The 19,958-nt window shown below is 62.5% G+C and carries 14 protein-coding genes; 2 read left to right on the top strand and 12 right to left on the bottom strand.

Annotation, left to right across the window (positions count from 1 at the left end; translation table 11 throughout):
- Positions 1-28: 28 nt before the first annotated feature.
- Positions 29-2,905, bottom strand: coding sequence for a TonB-dependent receptor plug domain-containing protein (locus ACO08C_RS09285; RefSeq protein WP_421785119.1), 2,877 nt, complete (start codon positions 2,903-2,905; stop codon positions 29-31).
- 223 nt (positions 2,906-3,128) lie between these two features.
- Between ACO08C_RS09285 and ACO08C_RS09280 the strand changes: the two genes are divergently transcribed.
- Positions 3,129-4,523 carry a M24 family metallopeptidase gene (locus ACO08C_RS09280; protein WP_421785118.1) on the top strand — a complete coding sequence of 465 codons (1,395 nt, stop codon included), beginning with the start codon at positions 3,129-3,131 and terminating at the stop codon, positions 4,521-4,523.
- Between the two features lie 131 nt (positions 4,524-4,654).
- The gene (locus tag ACO08C_RS09275) at positions 4,655-4,801 is read left to right on the top strand and encodes a hypothetical protein (RefSeq protein WP_421785117.1); all 147 of its coding nucleotides are present in this window, start codon (positions 4,655-4,657) and stop codon (positions 4,799-4,801) included.
- 1 nt (position 4,802) lies between these two features.
- Here ACO08C_RS09275 and ACO08C_RS09270 read toward each other — a convergent pair whose 3' ends face one another.
- From ACO08C_RS09270 to ACO08C_RS09220, 11 genes are all read right to left on the bottom strand, one after another.
- Entirely contained in the window at positions 4,803-8,192 is a 3,390-nt protein-coding gene (locus ACO08C_RS09270; RefSeq protein ID WP_421785115.1) for a YadA-like family protein, read from the bottom strand.
- A gap of 182 nt (positions 8,193-8,374) precedes the next feature.
- Positions 8,375-8,641, bottom strand: coding sequence for a hypothetical protein (locus tag ACO08C_RS09265; protein ID WP_421785113.1), 267 nt, complete (start codon positions 8,639-8,641; stop codon positions 8,375-8,377).
- Between the two features lie 76 nt (positions 8,642-8,717).
- Positions 8,718-9,410, bottom strand: coding sequence for a S41 family peptidase (locus ACO08C_RS09260; RefSeq protein ID WP_421785111.1), 693 nt, complete (start codon positions 9,408-9,410; stop codon positions 8,718-8,720).
- Between the two features lie 98 nt (positions 9,411-9,508).
- Complete coding sequence (locus tag ACO08C_RS09255; RefSeq protein WP_421785109.1) at positions 9,509-10,279, bottom strand: LytTR family DNA-binding domain-containing protein; 771 nt, start codon at positions 10,277-10,279, stop codon at positions 9,509-9,511.
- A 235-nt stretch (positions 10,280-10,514) separates the two neighbouring features.
- Positions 10,515-11,204: a carbonic anhydrase gene (locus ACO08C_RS09250; RefSeq protein ID WP_421785107.1), complete on the bottom strand. Its 690-nt coding sequence runs from the start codon at positions 11,202-11,204 to the stop codon at positions 10,515-10,517.
- Between the two features lie 32 nt (positions 11,205-11,236).
- Positions 11,237-12,439, bottom strand: coding sequence for a hypothetical protein (locus tag ACO08C_RS09245; protein WP_421785105.1), 1,203 nt, complete (start codon positions 12,437-12,439; stop codon positions 11,237-11,239).
- A gap of 17 nt (positions 12,440-12,456) precedes the next feature.
- Entirely contained in the window at positions 12,457-13,290 is an 834-nt protein-coding gene (locus ACO08C_RS09240) for a peptidylprolyl isomerase (protein ID WP_421785103.1), read from the bottom strand.
- Complete coding sequence (gene narI, locus ACO08C_RS09235) at positions 13,287-13,991, bottom strand: respiratory nitrate reductase subunit gamma (RefSeq protein ID WP_421785101.1); 705 nt, start codon at positions 13,989-13,991, stop codon at positions 13,287-13,289. Before narI ends, ACO08C_RS09240 begins: the two co-directional genes overlap by 4 nt.
- On the bottom strand, positions 13,988-14,686 hold the full coding sequence (gene narJ, locus ACO08C_RS09230) for a nitrate reductase molybdenum cofactor assembly chaperone (protein WP_421785100.1): 699 nt from the start codon (positions 14,684-14,686) through the stop codon (positions 13,988-13,990). The genes narI and narJ overlap by 4 nt, the downstream gene beginning before the upstream one ends.
- The gene (gene narH / locus ACO08C_RS09225) at positions 14,686-16,212 is read right to left on the bottom strand and encodes a nitrate reductase subunit beta (protein WP_421785098.1); all 1,527 of its coding nucleotides are present in this window, start codon (positions 16,210-16,212) and stop codon (positions 14,686-14,688) included. Before narH ends, narJ begins: the two co-directional genes overlap by 1 nt.
- A complete protein-coding gene (locus ACO08C_RS09220; protein ID WP_421785096.1) occupies positions 16,209-19,946 on the bottom strand; it encodes a nitrate reductase subunit alpha in 3,738 nt (1,245 codons plus the stop codon). Before ACO08C_RS09220 ends, narH begins: the two co-directional genes overlap by 4 nt.
- Positions 19,947-19,958 lie beyond the last annotated feature (12 nt).

The following is a 19,958-nucleotide window of genomic DNA, read 5'->3' as shown; positions in this document are numbered from 1 at the left end:
AAGCGCTGCGTATTACCTCTTCATGGCCTTACCGGCGCACGGTGATCCGGCCGTAGAAGTAACGGCCCGCCGTATCGTAGGTCTGGTTCAGCGTGTTCATGTCGTCATTGTTCGACACGTAAGGCGGCGTCTCATTCGCGAGATTGCGCACCCCGAATGTCAAGCCGACGCCGCTGTCGACAAAGTCGTAGGCGGCTTGGACGTCATGATAGAACACTCGCTCGGCCGTGTTCGAGATGTTCGCCGGGTTGGACGAGAAGTCATCAACTTCGTCGATGAACCGGCCGACATAGTTGAACTGCCAGGTGTCGGAAACCACGCCCAGACGGAGCAGGGCGGAGATTTCCGGGAAGGCCGCCGGAACCGTGGTGAACGGATCCTGGGCGAACGAGCCCGCATACTCGAAGGTCGCTCCACCCGGCAACACCTGGTAGGCGAAGCTCTCCAGATAGGTCACATCCAGACCGGCCACGAACTGTGCCGTCGAGTTGAAGATGTCGAATGTCGGACCGGCATAATCCACCGTGAAATCGACACCCGACGTCTCGTATGTCGACAAATTCGCATTCGTCAGGAGCACGCCGGCGACCACGCCGACCGCCGAACGGCGAGCACCGCCCGGCCCAGGGAAAGGCGCAGCCAGCGGACGACCGCCGACACCCGAATAGCCGGGACCCGCGATCAGCGAGCACAGCGGATCGGAGAAGTTCGGCGAATTGTAGCACGAGCTTACGATCGTGTTCACGTCCGCAGAACCGACCGCGTCCGTCACTTCAAACGAGAAGTAGTCGGCCGAAAAGGTGAAATCCTCAAGGATCGGCGTGCCCGACGGTGTGAACACAATGCCGACCGTCAGGCCTTCCGACTCCTCCGGATCCAGATTCGGATTGCCGCCTGAGACCCCGGACGCTTGCGTCGAGGTCAGCGTGAAGTTCGGCGGCAGTCCATCAGCCTGACAATTGGCGACAACCGTCGAGTTTGCACCAGACGTGCCGTAGTTGACGCACGGATCGGTGTACTGGACGGCGGTCTGAGCTTGCGGTCCGAACAGCTCGCCGATGGACGGAGCCCGGAAGCCGGTCGAGAAAGTTGCCCGGACACGCACCTGGTCGCTCGGCGCCCATTCACCCTTGATCGAGTAAGTATTGGCATCAAACGACGAACTCACACCGGTGCCGGTAACGTCGAATGACGAGGACCGCGCCGACAGTTCGAAGGCCAGAATTTCCGCAAATTCGACACCGGACAAGATCGGAAGACGAACCTCGCCGTAGAATTCCGAAGACGTCGTTTCGCCTGCCGTGGTGTTGCCCGAAACGAAATAGATCTGGCCGATCTGGGCCGCCCCATCAGGGATGAAGGAGCCAGTGTCTCGCCGCCGTTCATAACCGGCAGCCCAACCGATCGGACCACCTGGCAATTGCAGACCGCCGAGATCGCCGGACATATTGGCTTGGAAGGACAACCGGCTCGATTGCGCGACCGGCGAGTGACGGACCAGCATGTAGTTCGCGATCGTGTCGGTCAGCGTATTGACCCGGAACGGGTCCCAAATCAGCGACGGATCGGTCTGGCACGCACCGGCAGCCAGAGAGGCCGGGTCATTACAGACGACTTCAGCTGCACGGATCGGATTGACCTGTCCATCGACGACTTGCGCATCCGTATAACGGCCATAAGCCAGCGATGCATCCCAGAAAATACCGGCGGGCAGCATGCCTTCAAAGCCGAAAATGCCGCGCCAGGACCAGGCATCTTGAGTAAAGAAGCGGCCTGATGACAACTCGGCGAGACGCCGCGCGATAAACACGTCTTCGCCCGTCGGATTGTCCGGGTGGAAGGCCGGGACCAGCGGGAACCAGAAAGTTGCAACCGGTGCCAGTTGCTGCTGCGAAACGCGCTGCGCCGACATGAATTCGGCAAAGGCCGTCACATCACCGAAGCGGTCTGACGACAGGACGTCATACTCGGCATCGAAGAAGCCGGAATAGACCTCTTGCGGGGTCACCATGTAGGAACGTTCGGCGAAGTTGAATCCGTCAGCCGGCGTGAACGGACGCAGCGTGTTGGTTCCTGAATCCAGGATGACGCCACCGCCATTGTTGATATTGAAGACAGCGCCGGGCCCTGCCGGGAAGATTTGACCCGGATAGGACGCGCCCGAGCCGCCGCAAATCAGCTGGCCGCCAACTTCCGCCCACGGACAGGCCGAGAACGGACGGTCGCCCTGGCGGATCGTGCCACGGTCGAAATACTCGACATTGGCGGTAAACCGGCCACCATCGAAGGACCGGCCGAAAGTCGCGCCGTAACGGTAGATCTGACCGTCGCCTTCCGACGTCACGTCGTATTGGGCGAACAGCTCGATCCCTTCGACATCGTCACGGGTGATGATGTTGACCACACCAGCGATCGCATCCGAGCCATAAATCGTCGACGCGCCGTCACGCAGCACCTCAACGCGGCCGATCAGCGAAACCGGGATCATATTGAGATCGGTGAATCCGCTCACCGTGGTTGGCGTAGCGCGGCGGCCATTGATCAACAGAAGCGTGCGTTGCGGTCCAAGGCCACGCAGCGAGATTGTCGCCTGACCGCCTGAACCATTATTGACGCGCGAATTGGTTTCACCACCCGGCGCGAAGGTGATCTGGTCGGCAAAGTCTTCCAGAGTGCGGACCGCCTGGACGTTGAGATCGTCTTGTCCAATCACGGTGATCGGACTGACCGAAGTCAACTCGCTCCGGCCGATGCGCGAGCCGGTGACGATGATACGATCATCGGCTGCACCATCTTCCTGGGCGATGGCTGCCCCCCCGAAGGTCGAAGCGAAAGCCACCGCCGCGCAGGACGACAGGGCCAGCGTCTTCAACGAGACGCGTGAGCGCCGTTCAAGAACTTTCATCTGAGTCTCCATAATTTCCCCTCCGAACGCCGAAAAGACGTACGAGCCCATCACCTTGGGCAGGAAAGCAAAGTGGAAACAGGTATTTGCGGTAAGCCGCCCACCAAGAGCGGTAAATGGGCCTAAATGCGGAAGGACGTCGAGCCGGACTTGTCTCGATCCACCGCCTTGTTAGGAATCTGATGGGATCCGGGGAGCGCTCGGATGCAGAGCGGGGGATGTCATGGTGAGGCGATCAGTGCGCGGCGGGCAATTACTGGCCATGACTGCAGGGCTCTTTTGTTGTCTGCCGGTAAGCCCGCTCGCCGTTGCGCAGATCCCGTCGCCGCCCATCCTCGAAATGCGCGACACAGAACTCGCCGCGCCCGAGATGCCGCCCGTGCTGCCTTTGCGCGACCAGGCCCTGCTCATCGACCGGATTCTAGCTGAACGCCTCGACACGGTTATCCCCCGCATCATGCGCGAGCAGGACATCGACCTATGGCTGCTGATGGCGCGGGAATACTTTGAGGAGCCGGTTGTTGCGTCCATGCTCGACGCCCGCAGCATGGCGGCGCGAAGACGCACAATCCTGATTTTCTTTGACCCGGGAGAGGGCCAGCCGGTCGAGCGGCTCACAGTCAGCCGTTACGGCTTGGCCGGGCTCTTCGAGCCGGCCTGGAACCCGGACGAGGAATCCGATCAATGGCAGGCGGTCGCCGATATAATCGCTCAACGCGAACCAGCGAGCATCGCCATCAACACATCTGACAGAACGGCATTTGGCGATGGAATGACATTGAGCCAGTACCAGTCGCTGACCGACGCGCTTCCCGACGTTTATGAAGCGAGGATCGTATCCGGCGAAACGCTTGCGGTCCGCTGGCTCGAAACCCGGATTCAGGCCGAAACAGCGATCTATCCTGCCGTGGTACGCACAGCCCACGCCCTGATTGCGCGCGCCCTCTCCAACGAAGTGATCACACCTGGCGAAACGACATCTGACGACGTGGTCTGGTGGTATCGGCAGGAATTGTCGCGCCTCGGACTTCAGCCCTGGTTCCACCCCTCTGTCGCGATCCAGCGGGCCGGTCATGACGGCATGCTGCGAGGCGATACGGTGATACAAGCGGGCGACCTCCTGTGGACCGATTTCGGCATTACCTATCTGCGGCTCAATACCGACACCCAGCACCTCGCCTATGTCCTCGGGCCCGGCGAAAGCGAGGCGCCGGAAGGTTTGCGCCGCGGGCTGGCCGCGACCAACCGCGTCCAGGACATTCTGATTTCACATTTCGAAACCGGCCGCAGCGGCAATGAAGTGCTCCGTCTGGCGCGGGAAGAGGCCATCGCCGAAGGGCTCAACCCGTCCATCTATACCCATCCGATCGGTCTGCACGGGCATGGCGCGGGCGCACCCATCGGATTCTGGGACAATCAGAATGGCGATCCGCGAGGCGAGTACCCGATCTATCCGGATACGGCTTGGTCGATCGAACTCACGAGCTACAGCAGTGTGCCCGAATGGGGTGGTCAGGTCGTCGATTTCAGGTCCGAGGAGAACGCTTTTTTCGACGGCGAGTCGATCCGCTTCCTGGATGGGCGCCAGACCGAACTGACTCTGATCGCGTCAGAATAATCGGCCCGCAACCCCATCGGATACGTCTGGATGCGGTCCGGGTGGCAGGATCAACGTCCGCAGCACTCCGCAACGCCCCTGAACGGCCGTTTCACGAACTGGCGCGGGCGCGGGCGCCTGGATCCGGACAGGTGCGCTACCGCCGCGAGGTCGCCGAGCGCTCCGGCTATCCCGGCTATGCCAGCTTCTCGATGGCTTTCCGCCGCGCAACCGGCCGGGCGCCATGCGAGACCCGCAATGAAGCCGGCATTTGCCGACAGGCTCCGCTTTCTTTGTAGCCTACCAGCCCCAGCGTACGCCCGCCCGCCCCCCGACCTCGCCCGTATCGGCACCGAATCCGACGCCGGCATTGATCGAGAAGCGCTCGCTGACGCGCGCGGCTCCGGAGAACGCCATCGCATGGCTGTCGTCGAAGAAACCCCAGTTCGCCGACAGCGAATAAGTCTCGTTCGACGACAGGCTCGTCACCCCTGCCATGGCGAGCGCCAGGGCGACCCCATCCGTATTGGTCTTGATGTCACCGGAATTGGCAACGACGACGTCCGAAAGCGCGCTGAAGTCCGTCTGGAACTCGGCGAAATCGAGCCGCAGTGCGGCGATGTCGGTCGTGTTCTCGGCAATCGCGGCGGCATTGCGCGCAATGGGCATGGCGTTGCGATAGTTCGGATTGATCGCATAGACGCCAGTCAACGGCTCGGCGCCGTCCTCATAGCGCTCGCCGCCACCCGGATCGCCGCCCGGCAGTCCGGCATTGTTCCCGGACGGACCGCCATATTCACGCCCGCCGACGTCACCGCTGCCGTCCTGACGGCCGCCCGGAATGCCGTCGTCGGGCCCATCGCGGTATTCTGACGACCGCGCGGACCCGATTTCAGCGGTGCCGCGTTCGCCCCGGACCTCCGCCAATATGCCCTGCATCTGGGCTTCCAGCGCCGCCAATTGCTGGTTCTGAACTGCGATCTGCGCATTTTGTTGCTGGATCTGGCTTTCCAGCAAGGCGACGCGCGCGCGCTCGGCCGCGCTGGCACCGGTACTCGCCGGATCGCCGGACAGCGTCTGGAACTGGCCGATCGGCACCGATTTCAGATTGCCGCTGCCATCGGCGCTGACCAGATAGTCGATATCGCCGGCATTCACGATGTTTGCCGACGAGGTGAGTCCCGGCAGCGTATAGAAGCTGGTCGACAGCCCCAGCAGGATCTGGTTGGCGAACGAGGTCGCTGCACCATTGCCGATGGCCACCGAATTGCGGAACGCAGCATTGGCGTCGCGGCCGATGGCCACTGAATTGTCGCCTGCCGATGACGACTGAAAGCCGATCGCCGTGGCGTTGTCGCCAGCTGCCAAGGCATACGGCCCGACCGCCGAGGCGAACGTCCCCGAAGCGCTGCTTAACCGGCCGACCGCCAGGGCGGCGGCTGCCGCCGAAGCCTCGCTGCCGATCGCCGTGGCATAATCGGAATTGGCCTCTGCCAAATTGCCAATCGCAATGCCGTTGGCGCCATCGGCTTGCGAATTGGCGCCAAGCGCGACCGCGAAGACGCCCTCCGCCGAGCTCGACCGGCCGACCGCCGTTGCGCCGACACCGGCTTCTGATCCAGCACCTATTGCGGCCGCAAAGTTGGCGTCCGCCCGTGCACCGTCGCCGATGGCAATCGCTGCGGCGGCGCTCGCCTCACTATTATTGGCGAGCGCGACCGCGTTCACGCCGGAAGCAACGCCATCGCCGATCCGGCTTTCGAGCGTGACAATGTCCGCTGCATTATCGTCAATCCGATCGCCCAATCCGGTGATGTCCGCTGCATTGGCGTCGACCCGATCGCCCAGGCCCGCAATTTCTGCGGTATTGTCGTCGACACTCGACTGCAGCGCCCCGCCATCTGACGCGATATTGCCGTCGGCATCGGTGGTCAGCAGACCTGTGACCGCACCCTGAGCGCTCACAGACGCCGCACTATTGACGCCGGCAATTGTAAGCGTTTCGCTCGCGGTGCCCAAGACAATCTGGTTGTCCCGGGTTGTGGTCGCGCCGGCGCCCAGCGCCACGGCGTTTACATCGCTGGCAATTGCGCCATTGCCGATGGCGACAGAACCCTCAGCCGATGCGTCGGTATCTTCACCAATGGCGATCGCATCCGTGCCGCTGGCCGATGCCAGCCCGCCGGACGAGTTGACCTGGATGTAAGGCAGGCTGCCGGAGGACGCCGTCAGGCTCGCAATGTCCGCCGCGTTCTGGGCCACATTCTGGTTCGTCGTGAAGAGCTGGCCGCCGGTGACGGCATCGTTCGACCCGGCGGCGAGTATGCCGTCGGCAACATTGACGATACGGCGGTCGGAACCCGCCGCGCCGACGGAGATCGTATTGGCTTCGCTGGCGACCGATCCGGCACCGATCGCGACCGCCCCGCTGGCGCTGGCGACCGCGGATTCACCAATGGCGATCGCGCCGTCCGCTGTCGCCTGCGCGCCGGACAGCGCATCGGTATCATCGCAGTCCTCGCTCATGCCAATGGCAATCGCACCATCGCCTGTCGCCGAGGCTTCACAGCCCTGCGCAATGGCCTGGTTACCGGTGGACGAGGCCAGCCAGCCAATGGCCTGGGCTTCGGATCCGCTGGCAAGGGCGTCGCCACCAATGGCCAGGGAGTCCGTTCCGGAGGCATTCGCCCCAACCCCGTCAACATCATAATCGGCACCGATCGCAATCGCGCCATCGGCCGACGCCGTCGCATAGGCGCCAACGGCGACAGATCCGATACCGCTGGCTTCCGAGTCATTGCCGAGCGCTGTCGAAATGGTGGCGTTTGCCGTTGCGCTTTCGCCGAACGCACTGGCATTCAAAGCGGACGCTTCGGCCGCCTGTCCGACCGCTGTCGCGTTTTCACCGGTCGCCCGCGCGCTCTCGCCAACCGCCGTTGCATCGTCTTGAGTCGCCCAGGCGGAAGCCCCAATGGCGGTGCCATCCTCTTCAGTCACCAAAGCGGCCTGACCAACAGCTGTGGCATCGTCGAAGTCAGCGCTGGCGGAATCGCCAATCGCCGTGGAGTCCGCGCCGCTGGCAACGGCAGAATCGCCGAGCGCGACGGAATTATTTCCGCTGGCATCGGCACTGTCGCCGCATTGCAGCGAATCGGTGCCGGAACCATCGGCACAAGCGTCCGAGCCGTTCGGCGCGAACGCAATGACAAGATCAGCCTGACGCAACGCAGCGATTTCCGCCTGCAGCGTTTCGATACGCGCCACCGCAGCGTCGAGGGCGAGGCGCGCTTCGGGATCCCTGACCTCGTCTTCTGCGGCCGCAAGGGCCACGACGGCGCTCGCCAGTGCGGCGAGCAGCGCCGGTTCGCCATATTGCTCGAGCGTGTTTTCCGGGCGGCGCGATGCGGGCGACACGCGGACGTTCGCGCGCAGATCGGCCAGTTCACTCCGCGTCGCGGCAAGCTCTGTCCGCAAGGCGTCAAGCTCATCAAAGACCGCTGGCAGGGCGGCGGTGTCACCTGGGACACCAACGCGCCCGCTGCCTCTTCGCTCTCTTCCGTGTGTCGACCCGGCACCGGTTGCCGCAATCGCCACGGCTATCGCAGTATCGCCAGCGACAGCGACAGAAGGTGGCATCACGGCCAGAAGAACTCCGGCAATAATCGAAAAACGCAAGGACGGACTGAACATGTTTGACCCCCATGACGGCGAGCGCACCGTCTGACATTCAATCGGCGGCTGCCCGCCGCTTGTTCTATCGGGCGAGTGTGCAATCCGGAGGTCAATGAGCGCAACAATAAACGCCCTGCGGCGAATTTGCGACGCGACTATTATGGAGGCGATCAGATTAATCGCTTCGAGCGGTTGGAAACCTACAGCGGGAAATCGCGCTCGGGATCAACCCCGGCGCTTGCGAGAAATTTGCGCACGGCGCGCACCTCTTCCTTCGGCAGGCTGTGCTGGGCATGTCGGAAAATTGCGGTGTGGCCGTTCAGCGTCACCGAGTATTTCGCGCCACTCCGCTCGTTTAGCTCTGCGCCCAGATCGGCCAACACGTGCTCGACATCGGCCGGGGCGAGATTCGCCGGTTCCGGGTGCGCGAACAGCGCATGCAGGGTCTTGCGGTGCTTGTGGTTCATGCCCGTCTCCTCCAGTCGACGATGCGAGACTATATCGGCCGCATCCGGCGCGCGATGCGGCGAAAACGCGCCGCCTCTATTCCACGGTCACACCACGATGCCGACTTGCGGCATATTCGATTGCCGCTTCCAGGGCTTCGCTTGCATCAACGCTGATGTCCGGCCGCAAGCCGGTTTGATGATCGCCGTCCCCGACGAGATCGGATCTCTTGTGCGAAACCGCGACTTGCAAGCGGGAGTTTGGCAGGTCGAAGACGTAATTCTCGCCGAAGAAAACCGTCCGCTCACCGGTTTCCTCGCTAATGAGTATCGCCCGCCCATAATGGTGCAGCGGCGCCGCAAAGATTACGGCGCTGGAATAAGTGGCCGGCCCCGTGACCACAATGAGCCGGCCACGAAACGCATTGTCCGTCTCGGAGCGCCAGTCGCGCGGCGCTTCGCCATCGGGGTGAATGGAGAACACCGAGCCCGGCTCCCCCGTCTGGATCCGCCGCAGGATCGGCACAAGCCGATGCAGGGGCAGCCACCTGAAACCGGCCGGCAGCAGGGTGCGGTAATAGGCCTGGATGCGCTCCGTCACCCTGACATCGACGCGCCCGATGGCCGGGTAGTCCCGGTCGGTTATGTAACGATGCAACAGACTACCCGCGCGCCAGTCACCGCCCTCATTGTCGCGGATGTCAATGATAAGCGTCCCGGCGCCTCGCGCCGATAATTCGCGGAAACTGTCATCGAGAAACCGGCGGAAATCGCCAACCCGAGATGGCATGTCAGTAAATGTCAGGACAGATATGTCATTCCCAATGAAAACAAGCGAATTGCCATCTCCGCCAGATTGGTCAAGCTGTGCGGCATATACCCGCCGCGTCACCCCGGTGAGCCGTTCGCGGACAGACACACCGGCACGATCTGCCACGATATCGAAGGGCGATTGGCCGCGACGCTCCGGTGATTCCGCAGAAACCGGCCACCGCGGATTCCCGACAGGAACGCCCCCATGGATTGACGCACGGTGATGCGTCGCGTCGTGCAGGAGATCTCGACATAGTTTCCCTGCGCCTGGAGAAACCGGATCTCATCCGTATTCAGGCAGTACACCTTGCGGTCCGCAACCACTGTCAGCGGGTCGCCCCGCGCGACTTCGCTATGCCGAACACGGCGCCGGTGAAGCCGGTGAATCAACAGCAGGCAGGCCGCATAGACAACCGCCCAGATTGGCAGGCAGGAGGCAAGGATCTCCCGGTACCACATCGGAAAGGCGGTACCGAATTGTCCGGGCGACCGGAAGACCGTCGCCGCAAGCGTCAGAGCAGCCATGACGATGAAGCTGGTGAGCGCAAAAAAAGAGAGCCCCTGCAGGCCCACGATCGGGCCCAATGACAGACCGGCGGCCAACAGGCGCCGCAAAATGTCGAATCCTGCCAGAACGACGATTGCGGACGCCAAGAAACAGCCAACGAAAAGGAAAGGCCCGGAAACCAGCATCAGCCGGATATTGGGCGGGTCGGCGACAAGCGTCTGGACATCGTTAGACAGGCCGAGCCCCACGCCCGGCAGCATTGCGATGAGCACCGATTGTGCCTTGATATCCAGGGCTGCAAAACGGGCAAATATGTCCTGTGCCGAACCCTGTCCCAAATTGACCTCGCTTCCAGGGAAACGCCGTACCCATCACCTTGGAACGCGATAACCCGGCATCAAATTCAGCGTCGCGGAACTCTTTGACAGAAGGCCGGACCTGTCGAGTGGACTGCAGTTTTCGCCGGTGACACCGGTGCTTGAACTGGCGCGTCGCTGCGCGATCAGGGTCCTCCGGAACCAAAAGGACAGATTCGCATGCAAACTCCGGCAGACCGGTATCCGGGAAGTCGGATCAATTCGGCGGCGGAAGATGACATACCCCGCCGCATTCATGTGAAGCCGCACCGAGCCATACGGACAATCGGTCCGGAAATTGCCGGGAAACCTGACGCCGGTTACGCACCGTGATTCCGAGATCGCGGATCAGCCCGTTGCCGATGCTGTATATCCACCCATGGATCGCCAATTCATGTCCACGAGTCCAAGCATCGTGTACAATCGGATTACAGGCAATCGACCGGACTTGGACAGCCACGTTGGCCTCGCAAAGCGCATCCAGGCGTTTCGCAGGATCGTGGATCCGTAACAGGTGCGGGGCCATCTCGTCGGACACATCGCGAATCGGCTGCAGCCAGTGATCGATCAACCCATGGCGATCGCCCGACATCGCGGCGGCAACGCCTCCGCAACCGTAATGACCGCAGACAATGATGTGCTTCACATTCAGAGCTTCGACTGCGAACTGAAGCACGGAGAGAAAATTGGCGTCCTGCGACGGCGCCAGATTGGCGACATTGCGGTGCACGAACAACTCGCCGGGGTCTAGCCCGACAATATCATTTGCCGGCACGCGGCTGTCGGAACAGCCGATCCAGAGATAGTCCGGATGTTGCTGCCGGGCGAGCCGGTGAAAAAAGTCCGGATCGTTCCGGGTTTTCGTTTTGGCCCACGCCAGATTGTTTTCCAGCAGATCGTCGATCATGAGCCTGTCCGGTTGTCCGGCCTCCCTGTTCGCTAGCGGCTGAATGTCAGCGCAATCCAGAGCTTGTTGCGGTCCGCCGGCCCGCCATTCGGGCCGTCATAGAACGCCGCCTTGAGCTGCAGCGACACGTGTTCACTGATCCTGGATGTCGCGACGAGATCGAGTTCCGATCCCAGCGATCCGCCGCCATTTTCGGCTTCGAAATCGTGATAGATGGCGGCCAAGGACAAGCCCTGTCCGAAAGGCGGCGGGGCGACGGTCCAGCTGCCGCGGACATAGATGTCACGTACACCATTGGCCGGTGTGACCAGGAACACGTCCGCCCAGCCCTGGAAAGCGTGCAGTGTGGCCAGCGGCGTCGCGAAACCACGATTTCCGTCGCCTTCCAATACCTCGATACCGAGCGCGCCGGAGACACCGTTTTGCGACAGGCTCGCCTGCGCGCGGAACAGGCCGAGATCGAATCTGCCAGGATTGTCGGCGTGATCGGTCTGGTGAGCATATTCGGCGAAATAGGCAAAAACCGGCGCGCCGCCGCCGGTGATCTCGCCTTGCCAACGTACGCCGTAGGTCGCCGACGACAGCGCGGCGACGTCCTGATTGTCGATCAGATAGGCAAAACCGGACAACTGGCCGAGGGGCGTATCAAAGGCGGCCGTTAGGACATGACCGTCGAGATCCCATTCTCCGGCCGGATGATCGTCCCCGAAAATCCGGTTCACGCGATCGAGATAGAGATAGTCGAGCGCCAGCTCCTCGATCCCGCTGAAGCTGAACCGCACAGCGTCGAAAGTCTGTTCGTTCTGCCGGAAGCCGACATTGCCGACATAACGCGCATCGCCCAGGATCACGCGCTGGCGGCCCAGCGTAAATGTCGTGTCATCCCATCCCGAATAGCTGATCTGCAGGCGGTTGAGTTCGGTCTCCTCGGGATCGGCCACAACCGGAAAGCCCGTTTGGCCATTGGTCGTCGAATTGAAATCGTCGACAAGGTGGAGGATGTTCTCGCCCTCGATCAGAAAGCGGAACCCGTTCATATCCCCGCTATCGATTCCAAGTCGGGTGCGCAAGGTCAGCGCTTGGGCTGTGTCCGCAAATCCGTCCTGATCGACGCTCTCATAGCGCAGTCGCGCATCGATCAGGAATTCCGGGTCGGCGAACGCCGGCGCACTGATACCCGTCACCAGGGCCAGCGCCGCGCTGGTCCGAAAGCGAATTTTGGTCGGCTGGGTCATGGTCTGTCTCCTGGCCCCTACTGGACGAAAGGCGTTGACGCCCCGGTCAGGGCGACGCCGGTGATACGGGCCTCGCCGATCACCACTGAAATGAATTGCGAGACCGCGCGCCGCCAACTGGCATCGCGGAGGAATTCCTCGACCAGCGGCCGGGCGATTTCAAAGTCCGGTATCGATCCGGCGGCTTTCTCGTCGAGCCGGATGATGTGGAAGCCATAGGGCGTCTCAACCGGCCGAGAGCTGATCTCGCCTGGCTGCATCTCCTGCAAGGCGGCTTCGAACGCTGGCGTGGTCTGGCCGGCAGATATCTGGCCGAGCCGGCCGCCCTCGCTGGCCGATGGACAATCGGACCGGTCCGTGGCCACCCGCTCGAACTGGCCGGGCCGGTCCTGCACTGCGTCGATCAGCGCCTCGGCCTCTTTCTTGGCGCGCGAATAGGTGAGCGCATCGCGCCGGTCGGCCTGGATCAGGATGTGCGAGACCTCGTGCAGGTCGGGCGACCGGAAACGGGCCCGATTGTTCTCGAAATACCGGCGGCTCGATTCAGTGTCCGGCTCCGGAACCGAGACTTCCATCTCCAGTAATTGCCGGATCAAGGCATCGTCCGCCGCCTCGGTTCGCCCGGTGCCATCAGCGACCGGCCGAACCACCAGGCCCAGCGCGCGCGCCTTCTGCAACAGCGCTTCGCGGATCACCAGCGCCTCGGCGGCCGCAGCCCATGCCTTTTCCGGCCGGTCCGACGCATGGTTCTGGGCTTCCGCGGCAATGTCCTCGGGTGCAATGGCAACACCGTTCACGGTGACCGGTTCGGGCGGCAGCGGCATGTCGGAGATCAGCGTAGCGGTGCTCATTTCGCCGCCTCCTTCCGCGCGCGGCGGCGCACCACCTGATAGCCGCTTCGGAACACATAGCGCACCGGGGCGCTGAACATGTGCACCAGCCGCGTAAACGGAAAGACGAGGAAAATCGTCAGTCCGAGAAAGATGTGCAGCTTGAACACCCAGTGCGCATCAACGATGTGCTGCGCGGCATCGGCCTGGAAGGTGAAGATGCCCTGAGCCCAGCTCATGAAGGTCACCATTTCATGCCCGTCCAGATGCTGCAGGGAGACCGCGATCGTCCCCAGGCCGAGCACCAGCTGCGCATAAAGCAACAGCAGGATAGCCATGTCGGGGAAGCTGGTGGTCGCGCGGATCCGCGCATCGAATAGACGCCGGTGCAGCAGAAGGCTGGCCCCGATTAGGGCGAGCACACCCGCAACGCCGCCGGCGACGATCGCCAGCATCTGCTTGGCGCCATGGCTGATGCCCAGCGCGTCAAACACGGCGATCGGTGTCAGCAAGCCGACCAGATGGCCGAAGAAGATCACCAGAACGCCGACATGGAACAGGACGGAACCCAGGACCAGTTGGCGCCGGCGCAGCAATTGGCTCGAACCGGCGCGCCAGCCGTAGGGCTCGCGGTCATAGCGAATGATCGAGCCGACCGCGAGTACGGACAGGCAGATATAGGGATAGATTCCAAACAGCGCGGTGTGAAGAAAATCGCTCATCTCCGGTCTCCATGATCAGGGGTTTTCGGGGGCGGTGCCATGTTGGCCAGCATGTCCTTCGCCACCGGGCAGCCGGCATTCGGATCGGGGCCGAAAGTGACTTGTTCCTCTTCCCAGGCTCTGTCGATCGCCTCCAGCGACTCGTCTTCCGCCGCAGGTGTTTCCACCTCGGCACCATTGAGTGCAGCGCCACGGTCGGCGATCTGTCCGAGCGCCCGGAAAACGCCGGCATAGATACTGTCGCGCTTGCGCAAGCGTTCGGTCAGCGCGTCGATGACATGCGCCGTCTCGCCAAGCAGGGCGCGCGCCTCGCCGAGCGGCTGGGTCGACAGGAATTCAAGGAAGAGCGGCAGAAAGTCCGGAAGCTCATTGGCCGCCGGTTCCAGCCCGTGGCTTTCATAGAGCGCCTTGAGATCAACCATCGCCTGGCCGCGGTCCCGGCTCTCGCCATGGACGTGCTCGAACAGGTGCAGCGAGAGCGAGCGTGAACGGTCGAACAGCTGCACATAGCGTTCCTGCAAATCGTAGAGATCGCGGTCGGCGAGCTGATCCGCCAGCTTGGCGAGACCGTCCAGCTCCCGCTTGCCGATCAAGCCGTCCGCTTCCAGCACCGGCCGGAAATCAGAAGCAGCGGCTTTTATCTCCGGCGCCGGATAGCTCAGCATCGCCGCCAACACTTTGAAGGTCCGGGTCATCAGCTTTTCTCCATCGGGGTGACCTGCGCGCGGCGGCGCGGACCGCCGAACAGGGATGCCTTGCTCGAGCCATCGGAGCAGCCATTGCCGAAGCTGAAGCCGCATTCACCGCGGATATCGAAAGCGTCTTCGGCCTCCTCGCGATGCGTGGTCGGGATGACGAAACGATCTTCGTAATTCGCGATCGCCATGATCTGGTACATGTCCTCGATCAGCGCCTGATCGAGACCGACGGCCTCGGCAATCGAGGGATCGATCACACCGTCCACCGTCTTGGCGCGCATATAGGCGCGCATCGCCAGCATGCGCTCCAGCGCCAGCGCGACCGGTGCCTCGTCACCCGCCGTCAGGAGATTGGCGAGATAACGCAGCGGGATGCGCAGCGAGCGGACGTCCGGCATGCCATTGTCGCTTTCGATCGCGCCGGTCTCGGCCGCGTTCTTGATCGGCGAGAGCGGCGGCACATACCAGACCATGGGCAGTGTCCGGTACTCCGGGTGCAGCGGGAAGGCGACCTTCCAGTCGATTGCCATCTTGTAGACCGGCGATTGCTTGGCCGCCTCAATCCAGGCGTCAGGAACGCCGTCCTTGCGGGCCTGTTCCTGGACCTCCGGATCGTTCGGATCGAGGAAGATGTCGAGCTGCGCCTGGTAGAGATCCTGCTCGTTCTCGGCAGAGGCGGCTTCCTCGATGCGGTCGGCATCGTAGAGCAGCACGCCGAGATAGCGGATCCGCCCGACACAGGTTTCCGAGCACACCGTCGGCTGGCCGGCCTCGATCCGCGGATAGCAGAAGGTGCACTTTTCAGACTTCCCGCTCGCCCAGTTGAAATAGATCTTCTTGTACGGGCAGCCGGACACGCACATCCGCCAGCCGCGGCACTTCTCCTGGTCGATTAGGACGATACCGTCCTCGTCCCGCTTGTAGATCGCGCCGGAGGGACACGCCGCCGCGCAGGTCGGGTTGAGGCAGTGCTCGCACAGCCGCGGCAGATACATCATGAAGGTGTTTTCGAACTGGCCGTAAATCTCCTTCTGGACCCCTTCGAAATTGTAGTCCTCGGCTCGCTTCGCGAACTCGCCGCCGAGAATTTCCTCCCAGTTCGGCCCCCATTCGATTTTCTCCATGCGTTCGCCGGAGATCAGCGAGCGCGGCCGGGCCGTCGGGAAGGCCTTGGATTCGCCGGCGGTCTGCAGATGACCGTAATCGAAGGTGAAGGGCTCGTAGTAATCGTCGATCTGCGGCAGGTCCGGATTGGCAAAGATCTTCGCCAGGATCCGCCATTTGGAACCCATCTTCGGATGCAGGCTGCCATTCTTCGCCCGCTGCCAGCCGCCATTCCAGCGGCCCTGGTTTTCCCAGTCCTTGGGATAGCCGACACCGGGCTTGGTCTCGACATTGTTGAACCAGGCGTATTCAACGCCTTCGCGGCTGGTCCAGACATTCTTGCAGGTCACCGAACAGGTGTGACAGCCGATGCACTTGTCGAGATTCAGGACTTTTCCGATTTGCGCGCGGATCTTCATTCTGCCGCCTCCATTGCATCGGCGGCCGGCCCTTCGAGCCAGTCGACCTTGTCCATCTTGCGGACGATGACGAACTCGTCGCGGTTCGAGCCGACCGTGCCGTAATAGTTGAACCCGTAGGATTGCTGCGCGTAGCCGCCGATCATGTGCGTCGGCTTGAGCGTCGCCCTTGTTACCGAATTGTGGATCCCGCCGCGCTGCCCGGTCAGTTCCGAGCCCGGCACGTTCACAATCTTCTCCTGGGCGTGGTACATGAACAGCGTGCCCGGCTTGATCCGTTGCGAGACCACGGCCCGGGCGACCAGCGCCCCGTTCGAATTGTAGGCTTCGACCCAGTCATTATCGACGATACCGGCAGCCTGGGCGTCGTCCTCCGACAACCAAACGATCGGCCCGCCGCGTGACAGGGTCAGCATCAGGAGATTGTCGGTATAGGTGGAGTGGATGCCCCATTTCTGGTGCGGCGTGATGAAGTTCAGCACCACCTGCTTGTTGCCGTTCGGCTTGGAGTCGATCACCGGCGCAATCGTCGCCGTATCGATCGGCGGCCGGTAGACGCAAAGCGCCTCGCCGAAGGCCAGCATCCATTTGTGATCCTGGTAGAGCTGTTGCCGCCCCGTCAGCGTCCGCCAGGGAATGCGCTCGTGCACATTCGTGTAACCGGCATTGTAGCAGACCTTCTCGCTCTCCAGCCCGGACCATGTCGGCGAGGAGATGATCTTGCGCGGCTGCGCCACGACATCGTGGAAGCGGATCTTCTCGTCTTCCTTGGACAGGGCCAGATGCGTGTGATCGCGGCCCGTATTCTCCGACAATGCGGCCCAGGCCTTGACCGCCACCTCGCCATTGGTTTCCGGCGCCAGCATCAGAATGGTCTCGGCCGCATGTATCGCTGTCTCGATTTTCGGCCGCCCCTTCGAGACGCCGTCCTCCAGAACCACACCGTTCAGCGCGGCGAGATTTTCCACCTCGTGCTCTGTATTCCAGCCAATGCCTTTGCCGCCATTGCCCAGCGTGTCCATGAGCGGACCGAGCGAGGTGAACTTGCGATAAAGGTCGGCATAATTGCGCTTCACCACCGCGATCTGCGGCATCGTCTTGCCCGGAAGCGGATCGATCTCGCCCTTGCGCCAATCCTTCACATCGAAGGGCTGGGCGATCTCGCCTGGCGTGTCGTGCAGGATCGGGATCAGGACGATATCGGTTTCCTCGCCCAGTTCTTCCGGCGCGATATCCGATAGCTTACGGGCGAGGCCCTTGAAGATGTCCCAGTCGCTGCGGGCTTCCCAGGCCGGGTCCACGGCCGCCGTCAGCGGGTGGATGAAGGGATGCATGTCCGAAGTGTTGAGGTCGTTCTTCTCGTACCAGGTCGCGGTCGGCAGCACGATGTCCGAGTAGACGCAGGTCGTCGACATCCGGAAATCGATCGTTACCAGGAGATCGAGCTTTCCTTGCGGTGCCTCGTCATGCCATTCGACTTCCGACGGGCGATGATCCGGCCCGGCTTCCTCGCTCATCACGCCGTGCTCGGCGCCGACGAGATGCTTCAGGAAGTACTCGTGCCCCTTGCCCGACGAGCCGAGCAGATTGGAGCGCCAGACGAACAGGTTCCGCGGCCAGTTCGCCGGATTGTCCGGATCTTCGCAGGACATCCGCAGATCGCCCGAGGTCAGGCTGTTGACCACGAACGCCTTCGGGTCCTGGCCGGCCGCTTCGGCGGCCTTGGAAACCTCGAACGGATTGGTCTGCAACTGTGGCGCGGACGGCAGCCAGCCCATCCGCTCGGCCCGCACATTCCAATCGATCATCGCCCCTGACCAATCACCCTCCGGCGCGGTCGGCGACACGATCTCCGCGACGTCCAGCGTCTCATAACGCCACTGGTCGGTATGCGCATACCAGCAGGAGGTGGAGTTTTGCTGCCGCGGCGGACGATTCCAGTCGAGCGCGAAGGCCAAGGGTTGCCAGCCGGTTTGCGGCCGCAGCTTCTCCTGCCCCACATAGTGCGCCCAGCCGCCACCCGACTGGCCAACACAGCCGCACATCACCAGCAAATTGATGATGCCGCGATAATTCATGTCCATGTGGTACCAGTGGTTCAGACCGGCCCCGAGAATGACCATGGACTTGCCCTCGGTCTTCTCGGCATTGGTGGCAAAAGCCCGCGCCGTGGCGATGATCTTCTGCCGGTCGACCCCGGTGATCTGCTCGGCCCAGGCCGGCGTGTAGGGCGCGACATCGTCATAGCTGTCCGCCAAATGCTCGCCGCCAAGGCCGCGATCCAGCCCGTAATTCGCGCAAAGCAGGTCGAACACGGTGACCACCAGCGCTTCCCCGCCAGCCAGTTTCACGCGGCGCGCCGGCAGTTTGCGCATCAGCACATCGGGGTGATCGGTGCCGGCGAAATGATCATGGTGCTTGTTGCCGAAATACGGGAAACCAACATCGACCGCCTCGTCATGCCGGTCATCAAGGATGAAGGACAGTTCGAGCTCGGTCTCCTCGCCCTTGCCGTCCTTGGCTTCGAGATTCCACTTGCCCTTCTCGCCCCAGCGGAAGCCGACCGAACCGCGCGGCGCCACATAGCGACCGCTTTTGCGGTCATAGGCAATCGTCTTCCATTCCGGATTGTTGTCCTCGCCCAGACTGTCGTCGAAATCCGACGCGCGCAGCAAACGGCCCGGTACCAGCCGCCCGTCCTTTTCTTCCAGCCGGACAAGGTTCGGCATGTCGGTGTTTTCGCGTGCATAACGCTCGAAATACGGAGCCTGCCGATCGAGATGGTATTCGCGCAGGATGACATGACCCATCGCCATCGCCAGCGCAGCATCCGTGCCCTGCTTGGGATTGAGCCAGATATCGCCGAACTTCGCCGCCTCTGAATAATCCGGGCAGATCACGGCACTCTTGGTGCCGCGATAGCGCGCCTCGGTATAGAAGTGGGCGTCCGGAGTGCGCGTCTGCGGCACGTTGGAGCCCCAGATCAGCAGGAAGCCGGCATTGTACCAGTCCGCCGATTCCGGCACATCCGTCTGCTCGCCCCAGGTCTGCGGGCTCGCCGGCGGCAGATCGCAATACCAGTCATAGAAAGACATGCAGACGCCGCCGAGCAGCGACAGATAGCGCGATCCCGCCGCATAGGACACCATCGACATGGCCGGGATCGGCGAAAAGCCGAACACCCGGTCGGGCCCGTATTCCTTGGCTGTGTAAGCGTTCGCCGCAGCGATGATCTCGTTGACCTCGTCCCAGTCGGCGCGCACGAAACCGCCCGACCCGCGCTTGCTGACATAGGAGGCCCGCATTTCGGGATCGGCCTGGATCGCACGCCAGGCGGCCATCGGGGCCAAGGACTGCCGCACCGACCGCCAGGCCTTCAGCAGGCGCGAGCGGATCAGCGGATATTTCAGCCGGTTGCCTGAATACATGTACCAGGAATAGCTGGCACCCCGCGAACAGCCGCGCGGCTCGTGATTGGGCAGGTCGGGCCGGGTCCGCGGATAGTCGGTCTGCTGGGTCTCCCAGGTCACCAGTCCGCCCTTCACATAGATTTTCCAGCTGCACGATCCGGTGCAGTTCACGCCATGGGTCGAACGCACGACCTTGTCGTGCTGCCAGCGCTTCCGGTAAGCCTCCTCCCACTTGCGGTCCTCGGTCGTGGTGATGCCGTGCCCGTCGGAAAAGGTCTCGGTCTTGCGCGTGAAGAAGGTCAGTCGATCGAGTAGATGGCTCATGGTTTCAATCCT

Source organism: Hyphobacterium sp. (assembly GCF_965229905.1).
Taxonomy (GTDB): domain Bacteria; phylum Pseudomonadota; class Alphaproteobacteria; order Caulobacterales; family Maricaulaceae; genus Hyphobacterium.
Note: the sequence above shows the minus strand (reverse complement) of the source record. Positions and strands in the feature narration are given on the sequence as shown.